Genomic DNA, 8485 nt, shown 5'->3' on the forward strand with positions numbered 1-8485 from the left:
TCCGTCATCGGCAGCGTCAGATGTGTATAAGAGACAGACCCTGCACGCGTCGACCCCGAGCACCGGTGCGGTCACCTCGACGGGTGGCGGCACCGGCGGCCCGGCCGTCGCCGCCGGCACCACCTGTTCCGCCCGACCGAGCGGCGGAGCCTTCGCGCTCGACCCGCGTGAGGTCTCGACCGGGTACCGCTCGGCGTTGCGCCGCGCCTTCGAGGCGAGGGCGGCGTCGAGGTCGAGGTCGAGCACGTCGGCGAGGCGCAGCAGGTAGGTCAGCACGTCGGCGACCTCGTCGGCGACGTCACCCGCGCGGTCGCCGGCCATGACGGCTCGTGACTCCTCGGGGGTCATCCACTGGAAGACCTCGACGAGCTCGGCCACCTCGACGGACAACGCCATGGCGAGGTTCTTCGGGTCGTGGAAGCGGCCCCAGTCGCGCTCGTCGGCGAAGGCCCGGATGCGCTCGCGCCACGCGTCGGTGTCCATGGGCCCAGCCAACCACCCGCCGAGCCCGGCCATCGGGCGGTGGCGGACCCCATGCCGCGAGTCGGTCCGACGCCCACCCGCCGGGACGACCCTTCGACACGTCGCCGGGGCGGACGTAGCGTGAGGTGGTGAGCGACTTCGTCAGCGACACCGGCGGCACCAGCGGCACCAGCGACGGCACCGGCTCGAACCCCACCGGCTCCCGGCCCGCGACGCTCGGCGCCCTGCGCGCGTCCGGGCACGTCCATCGCAGCGTGAAGGCCGAGATCCGCGACAACCTCCTCGCCCGCCTCCGAGCGGGCGAGGACGCGTTCCCGGGCATGGTCGGGCTCGAGGACACCGTGCTGCCCGAGCTCGAGAGCGCCCTGCTCGCCGGTCACGACCTCGTTCTGCTCGGCGAGCGCGGCCAGGGCAAGACGCGGCTCATGCGCACCCTCGCCGGGCTGCTCGACGAGTGGAGCCCGGTCGTCGAGGGGTGCGAGATCGGCGACGACCCGCACCAGCCGTCGTGCGTGCGCTGCCGACGCCTCGCCGGCGAGCTCGGCGACGACCTGCCCGTCGTGTGGCGACACCGCAGCGAGCGCTACACCGAGAAGCTCGCGACCCCCGACACCAGCGTCGGTGACCTCGTCGGCGACGTCGACCCGGTCAAGGTCGCCCAGGGCCGCACGCTCGGCGACCCCGAGACCGTCCACTACGGCCTCGTCCCGCGCAGCAACCGTGGCATCTTCGGCCTCAACGAGCTGCCCGACCTCGCCGAGCGCATCCAGGTCGCGCTGTTCAACGTGCTCGAGGAGCGTGACATCCAGATCCGCGGGTACTCGCTGCGACTGCCCCTCGACCTCCTGCTCGTCGCCACGGCCAACCCGGAGGACTACACGAACCGCGGCCGGATCATCACTCCGCTGAAGGACCGCTTCGGCGCCGAGATCCGCACCCACTACCCGCTCGAGGTGGCGGACGAGGTGGAGCTCGTCGCACAGGAGGCGCACCTGGTCGCCGACGTGCCCGAGCACCTGCTGGAGGTCATCGCCCGGTTCACCCGAGGCCTGCGCAAGTCGGCGTCGGTCGACCAGCGGTCGGGCGTGTCCGCGCGGTTCGCGATCGCGGCCGCCGAGGGGGTGGCCGGTTCGGCCCTGCGTCGGTCGGCCCGCGTCGGCGAGGCCTACGCCGTCGCGCGCATCTGCGACGTGCCGACCGTCGTGCCCACGCTGCTCGGCAAGGTCGAGTTCGAGATGGGTGAGGAGGGGCGCGAGCGCGACGTCCTCGCGCACCTGCTGCGGCTCGCGACGGCCGAGACGTATCGGGCGCGCCTCGCCGGCCTCGACCTCACCGGGTTCACCAACCTCTTCGCCGACGGCGCCGTCGTCGAGACCGGCGACCTCATCCCCGGTGCCGAGCTGCTGGCCCAGGTCGGCACGGTGCCGGGCCTGAGCAAGGTCCTCGACCGGCTCGGCCACGGCGACGACGCGTCACCCGGGCAGGTCGCTGCCGCAGTGGAGTTCGTGCTCGAGGGCCTGCACCTGACGCGTCGCATCGACAAGGACACCGTCGCGGGCCGCACCGTCTACGGGGCCTGAGCCGACGGGCCCGGGCTCAGCGGGCCGCGCCGGAGGGCACTGCGGTCACGACGAGGTTCTCGTCGTAGCTGCGCGTCGCCCGGTCGAAGTGGCCCGCGCACGTCATGAGCACGAGTCGGTGCTCGCCCCGTTGGTCGAAGACCGCGCTCGACGCGTCGATGGCGGCCTTGGGGACGGCCCGCACCGACGTGACGCGGTAGCCGGCCCGGTGCCCCTCGCCCTCGAGCACGACGGGGTCGCCGGGACGGAGGCGGGCCAGCCGCTCGAAGAACCCGAGGCCCTGGCCCGGCGCGTCGAGGTGGCCGGCGACGACGACGGTGCCGAAGGGGTCACCGGCCCACGCGCTGCCGTCCCACCAGCCGACGCGCCGGATGTCGGTCGGGACGGCCAGCACGCCGTCGACGGTGGTGGCCGGGTCGACCGGTGCGTCCTCCCCACCGGGCAGGACGACGCGCTCGGGCCGGAACCGCACGCGTTCGCTCGCCGCGGTGCGGGCCACGCGAGCAGACGGTGGTGCGCTCGCCGTCGCTGCTGTTGCCGGGGTCGCGGTTTCCGTGCCCGCCGCCTGCGGTGCCGTGCCTGCCGACCTCCCCGCCGACGTGCCCGCCGCCGTGACCGGCGAACCGCAGCCCGCCACGCCCAGGCTCAGGAGCACGGCCATGCTCATGACCACGACCGGTACCACCACGCGTCGCCCCGGACGGCGCGTGCGGAGCCCTCCGGGCGTCACCGGTGCAGCGAGAGCGGCCCGAACGACAGCGCGGAGCCGGCGTCCGTCTGTCCGCCGGCGCCGGTGTCGACCCGGCCCGGGGCGCCCGACCCGGTGCTCCCGACGGGAAGCACCTGCACGACGACGCGCATCGTCTTGCTCGACGGGTCCCCGACGGCGAAGACGCGGTTGAGCGACCCGGCCTTGACGGCGAGGTCGAGCGGCCCGAGGACGACCGGCGAGGTGGCTCCGGCCGGGACGATGTCGACCCGGTACGTCCCTGCGGGCACGACGAGGTCGAGTGACTCGCCGTTGGCGATGTTGGCGAACAGCACCTTGCCGTTCACGCGGATGTCGGCCGGGGGCACGGCAGCGGTGTGCGCCACGGCGACCGCCGCCTTGCCGGCCGGCACGGGCTTGGTCGCGTTGTCGTAGAGCGTCACCGTCGGGGCCCCCGCCGGGTTGACGGGCAGGTGCAGCACGACGTCCGTGCTCGACCCCCGTCGCAGGTCGACCATCCGAGCGAGGATGCGGGTTGCCTTGTCGGAGAACGAGATCGTGTGCTTGCCCGGGGTGATGTCGATGGCCTTCGACAGCGTGGCCCCGGCCATTCCGCTGGCCTCGGTCCGCCCGTCGACGGCGACGTCGACCGTGCGTCCGGGCAACCCCTGGACCACGTAGATCCGCGCCTGCGGCTCCGCCGCGTGCGACGCCCCGGCCCACGCGCCGAGTCCTGCCGTCGTCATGAGTGCCGCGGTCCCCACGACCGCGCGTCGACGAACGTCCATGCGCTCCACCTCCCCAGGTGAGAGTCCCGGAGCCGTCGGAAAGTTTCCCCCGTCCGACAGGTCCCGTGACATCGACTATAGGTCAGACTCATGGGACCGGAGGTCTCTCGGGGGGAGGGATCTGGCCGGGGAAGGGATGCGGCCCATGGGGGACGCACGCACCAAGCGGGGCTCCCTCGTCCTGCGGCGGTACGGGGCCGGCGTCGCCCTGCCCCTGGCCCTGCTGGCCGGGGCCGGGTGGGTCTGGGCCCATGCGCCGGAGGTGGGCTCCACTACGCGGTCCGGCAGTCCGGAGCCTGCCGCGCCGCGGGCGACCGGCGAGGGCGGCACGAGGCCGTCACCGACGCCCTCGAGGCCCTCGAAGCCGACACCCGCGCCGAAGAGGACGCCGCCGCACGCGACGCCGACGTCCCGGGCGCCGAGCGGGCCCGGCATCAACAAGCCCGGCGTGCACCTGCGGGTCACACCGACACCGGACGGGGCGCTCGAGGTCTCCGAACGGGTCGTGCTCGCCACCGAGCTGACGCGGCTGACCCTCCGGCCGCCCGACGTCGGGGCGGCGGGCCGCGACTTCCGCACCCTCCGTCCGGTGGCCCTGCAGGTGCAGCTGACCGTCGACGGCCAGCCGGTCGCGGTCGACTCCGGCACGGTGTCGACGCGGCAGGTCGTCGTGGTCGGGCGACCCTCGCTGGTCCTCGAGCTGCGGTACGTCCTCAGCGGCAGCACGGTGCGCAGCGTCCCGTCCGTTGCCGGCCGCTCCCTCGCAGCCGTCGCACCGCTCGTGTCGTCGGCCGACGCGCCGGTCGTCGTGTCCACCCAGGGCGACTCCGTGCTCAACCTCACCTGCCCGGAGCTGACCGGCGACGCGCGCGTGTGTTCCGACGGCGTTCGCGGCGCCATGACGGTGCGCGCGCCGCTGCCCGTCGACCGTGCGCTCGTCGTCCTCCAGCTCGACCTGCCGAGGCCGTGATGGTCACCGCGCTTCGGGAGGTGCTGCTGTTCCTCGACGAGGCCGCGGCGCTCGTCGGGTTCGTCCTCGTCGCAGGGCCGCTCGCCTTCTGGGCCACTGTGGCCCGCGACGGCCGGTACCTGCGCAGGCAGCTGCTCCTCGTCGACGTCGGCGTCTACGTGCTGGGCGCCGCCGCCGTCCTGCTCCCGGTCGTCCTCGTGACCACCGGGACGCCGTTCGGCGACGTCCCGCGTGACACGTGGGCGTCCGTGCTGGTCCGGCTCGCCGCCCTCGCCGCGCTCGTCGCCTGGTTCCCCGACCTGGCGGCGGGGCCGATCGTCGGTCCGCGACGCGGCTGGGCGTGCCTCGCGGTCGTCGTCCTGTCGGCGACGTTCCTCGCCGCGCCGGCCGACGCGCCCGGCCCGCGTCCCTGGCTGGTCGTCGTCGCGCTCCTCGCCCATGTCGTCGCGGCGGCGGTCTGGCTCGGCGGTGTCGTCGTCCTCGCAGCGTCCGGCCTGCCGATGCGCGACCTCGACGCGCTGTCGGCGGAGGTCGGCGCGTTCTCGCGGACGACGCTGGCGTGCGTCGTGACCGTGGTCGTGTCGAGCGTCGTCCTCGTGGTCGGCAGCAGCCGGGCCGACGTGGTGGGCCTGCCCTCCACCGGCTACGGCCTGGTGCTCGTCGTCAAGACGGTGATGTTCGCGGTCATGGTCATCGTCGCCGACCACGCGCGACGACGCGTCGACGCCGTGCTGCTCCACCGCCTGCGTACCGGGTCCGACTCCCTGCCGGGGATCCAGGCGTGGTCGCTGCTCATGGGCAGCCAGGTCGCAGGAGCCGCGGTGCTCGTCCTCGGCTCGGTCGTCCTGTTCCGCCTCGGCCCTCCGTCGTGAGCCGCGACGCGCAGGCCGCCACGCGGGGGTCGGGGGGATCCGCGGCGCGGCGACGGCCGTCGACAGCCTCCCGGGCCGGACGTAGCGTGGGGCGATGAGCCCTCGCGACACCGGCGACGTGCACGGCCGCTTCCGTTACGGGCCGTGGACCGGTGGCCCCGACCCGCTGGCGCCGCCGTTCGACGTCCGCTCGGCGCTCGACGAGGTCGGCCGTGACGTCCTCGCCGGCGGCAGCCTCCGGGAGTCGCTGCGCGACCTGCTCCGACGCGGCCTGGACGGCCGGCGCGGGCTCGACGACCTCGCCGACCGTGTCCGTCGGCTGCGCGAGGCGGCCCGCCGCCGCGGCGACCTCGGCGGCACGCTCGACCAGGTGCGCGCCATGCTCGACCAGGCGCTCGCCCAGGAGCGCGACGCCCTCGCCGGTGAGGAGGGCGACGCGGCGCGCCTCGCGGAGATGGACCTCGCGACGATCCCCGACGACGTCGCCGGGGCGGTGCGGGCGCTCGCCGACCACGAGTGGCATTCCGACGAGGCCCGCGCCACCTACGAGCAGATCCGACGCATGCTCCAGCGCGAGGTCGTCGGCGCGCAGTTCGAGGGGTTGCGCCGGGCGCTGTCCGGCGACGACCCCGGAGCGATGCAGGCGGTCAAGGACATGCTCGCGGACCTCAACGAGCTGCTCGCGGCGCACGCCCGGGGCGAGGACACCGACGACCGGTTCCGCGACTTCATGGACAAGCACGGCGAGATGTTCCCCGAGAACCCGCAGAACGTCGACGAGCTGATCGACGCCCTCGCCCGCCGGCAGGCCGCCGCGGAGCGCCTGCTCGCGTCGCTGAGCCCGGAGCAGCGCGAGCAGCTGGCCCAGCTGATGTCGGACGCGCTCGGGGACCCCGATCTCGCCTCGCAGATGGCGCAGCTGTCCGACAACCTCCGCGCGCTGCGCCCGGGCCTGGACCGCTCCACGCCGGTGCGCCCGGGGCAGGGACCCGAGTCGCTGGGTTGGGGCCAGGCGGTCGACGCCGTCGCGGAGCTGGCCGACCTCGAGCAGCTCGGCGAGCAGCTCGGCCAGTCGTACTACGGCGCGAGCCTCGACGACGTCGACGTCGAGCGTCTCGAGCAGCACCTCGGCGCCGACGCCGCCAGGGACATGGACCAGCTGCGCCGGCTCGAGCACGAGCTCGAGCGCCAGGGCTACGTCTCGAGGGGCGACGACGGCCTCCGGCTCACGCCTCGCGCCGTCCGGCGTCTGGGCGAGACGGCGCTGCGCCGCGTCTTCGAGCGCGTCGACGCCACCGGCCGGGGTGACCACGACGACCGCAGTGCCGGCCAGGCCGACGAGCTGACGGGACTCTCACGGCAGTGGGAGTTCGGCGACGAGCTGCCGATCGACACCGTCCGCACCGTCTCGAACGCCTTGCGCCGCAATGCAGCCCACCGGTCTGCGTCGGGCACCGGCGGCGTCGACCTGCTCGTCGAGGACTTCGAGGTGGCCGAGACCGAGCGGCGGGCCCGCGCGGCCGTCGCCCTCTGCGTCGACATGTCCTTCTCGATGCTCCAGGAGGGACGCTGGGGGCCGATGAAGCAGACGGCGCTCGCCCTCTCGCACCTCGTGCAGACGCGGTTCCGCCACGACGCGCTCGAGATCATCGGCTTCAACCTCGCCGCCCGCCGCCTGTCGCCCGTCGAGCTGACCGAGGCGGAGCCGGAGTGGGTGCAGGGCACCAACCTCCAGCACGCGCTCATGCTCGCCTCCCGCCACCTGCGGCGCCATCCCGACGCGGAGCCCGTCGTGCTCGTCGTCACCGACGGCGAGCCGACGGCCCATCTCGAGGCCGACGGGCGGCCGTCGTTCCACTGGCCGGCCCTGCCCGAGACGGTCCGCGCGACCGTGGCGCAGGTCGACGAGCTGCGACGCTCGGGCGCCACGCTCAACGTCTTCATGCTCGGCGACGACCCGGGCCTCGCGCGGTTCGTCGACGCCGTCGCGCGCCGGGCCGGCGGACGCGTCTTCACCCCGGACGTGTCCCGGCTCGGCGAGTACGTCGTCGCCGACTACCTCCGCAGCCGCCGCGGGCGATGACCCCCGCCCTGTCCGACCGGCACCGCCAAATGGATGGCCCGCGGCCCGGAGGCGGTGTCATCCTCGCCGCATGACGACCTCGCGCACGCGCCGCCAGCCCGGTCCCGCCGACCGGCGCCTGCACCGCATCGAGGCGTACTACGACCGTGTCCCGCGCGCCGTGGCCACGACCGAGGAGGTGGGCCCGTTCACCCTCTTCCTGGCCGAGGAGGGCACCGGCTGGCAGTTCTACGCGCGGCCGCGCCTCGGCGGCGGTGACGCGTTCACCGTGTCGGACGTCGAGCGGGTCCTCGCGCGGCAGGCGGCCCTGGACGTGCCGCGTGCCATCGAGTGGGTGGACGACGTGACGCCGACGCTGCTGCCCGCGGTCCGCGCGGCCGGGTACGAGCCGCGCCGCTACCCGCTGCTCGTCCTGCCCCCCGACGTCGTCGTCGAACCGGACCCGCGGGCCCGCCCGCTGCGTCCGGCCGAGCCGCACCTCGCCCTCGCCATCGGGACCGTGTCGGCGGGGTTCGGCGAGCGTGACGTCGTCGAGCCGAAGGACACCGGCAAGCGCCCCGAGCTCATCGAGAACGGCGAGCTCGTCGTCGTCGCCTCGTTCGAGGAGGGTCGGCTCTGCGGCGCGGGGTCGGCCGCGCCGCGGGGGGACGTCGCCGAGCTCATGGGGATCGCCGTGCCGCCGAAGCACCGCGGCCGTGGCCACGGCAGCGCCATCACCCGCACGCTCGTCAGCACGTGTCGCGAGCACGGCGTCGACCTCGTCTTCCTCACCGCGGGCTCCGACCCCACGGCCGACATCTACCGCCGCGTCGGCTTCGTCGACCTCGGGACGGCGTGCGTCCTCGAGCTCGACGACTGACGAGATCGGGCGGCCCGTCAGCGGGCTCGGGGGCTGTGCCGCCCACGCCTACGACAGTGCTCAGTCAGAGTGAGCAGTGACGTAGCGGTGGGAGGGTGTCGCCGCTGTCTCTTATACACATCTGACGCTGCCGACGACGGA

General features: G+C 74.4%; 8 protein-coding genes. 5 read left to right on the forward strand and 3 right to left on the reverse strand.

Annotated features, from left to right (window positions below; all coding sequences use genetic code 11):
- On the reverse strand, window positions 1–483 hold a 483-nt coding region (locus tag ACR9ZK_RS19260), incomplete at its 3' end, for a nucleotide pyrophosphohydrolase (protein ID WP_481343580.1).
- Between the two features lie 224 nt (window positions 484–707).
- Between ACR9ZK_RS19260 and ACR9ZK_RS19265 the strand changes: the two genes are divergently transcribed.
- Window positions 708–2063, forward strand: coding sequence for a sigma 54-interacting transcriptional regulator (locus tag ACR9ZK_RS19265; protein WP_481343587.1), 1356 nt, complete (start codon window positions 708–710; stop codon window positions 2061–2063).
- Window positions 2064–2079: 16 nt separating this feature from the next.
- Here the strand turns inward: ACR9ZK_RS19265 and ACR9ZK_RS19270 are convergent, their stop codons facing one another.
- Together ACR9ZK_RS19270 and ACR9ZK_RS19275 are read right to left on the reverse strand one after the other, a co-directional pair.
- A complete protein-coding gene (locus ACR9ZK_RS19270; protein WP_481343581.1) occupies window positions 2080–2562 on the reverse strand; it encodes a class F sortase in 483 nt (160 codons plus the stop codon).
- A gap of 227 nt (window positions 2563–2789) precedes the next feature.
- The gene (locus ACR9ZK_RS19275; RefSeq protein WP_481343582.1) at window positions 2790–3560 is read right to left on the reverse strand and encodes a DUF4397 domain-containing protein; all 771 of its coding nucleotides are present in this window, start codon (window positions 3558–3560) and stop codon (window positions 2790–2792) included.
- Between the two features lie 145 nt (window positions 3561–3705).
- Here ACR9ZK_RS19275 and ACR9ZK_RS19280 point away from each other — a divergent pair, with 145 nt between their 5' ends.
- The 4 genes from ACR9ZK_RS19280 to ACR9ZK_RS19295 all read left to right on the forward strand — a co-directional run bounded on the left by ACR9ZK_RS19280 (window position 3706) and on the right by ACR9ZK_RS19295 (window position 8344).
- Window positions 3706–4530, forward strand: a complete 825-nt coding sequence (locus ACR9ZK_RS19280; RefSeq protein WP_481343583.1) for a hypothetical protein — start codon at window positions 3706–3708, stop codon at window positions 4528–4530.
- On the forward strand, window positions 4530–5402 hold the full coding sequence (locus ACR9ZK_RS19285; RefSeq protein ID WP_481343584.1) for a hypothetical protein: 873 nt from the start codon (window positions 4530–4532) through the stop codon (window positions 5400–5402). Before ACR9ZK_RS19280 ends, ACR9ZK_RS19285 begins: the two co-directional genes overlap by 1 nt.
- Window positions 5403–5496: 94 nt before the next feature.
- On the forward strand, window positions 5497–7485 hold the full coding sequence (locus tag ACR9ZK_RS19290) for a VWA domain-containing protein (protein WP_481343585.1): 1989 nt from the start codon (window positions 5497–5499) through the stop codon (window positions 7483–7485).
- A 70-nt stretch (window positions 7486–7555) separates the two neighbouring features.
- Window positions 7556–8344, forward strand: a complete 789-nt coding sequence (locus ACR9ZK_RS19295; RefSeq protein ID WP_481343586.1) for a GNAT family N-acetyltransferase — start codon at window positions 7556–7558, stop codon at window positions 8342–8344.
- Window positions 8345–8485: the final 141 nt, after the last annotated feature.

It is taken from the genome of Monashia sp. HAY1-5C (assembly GCF_056755255.1).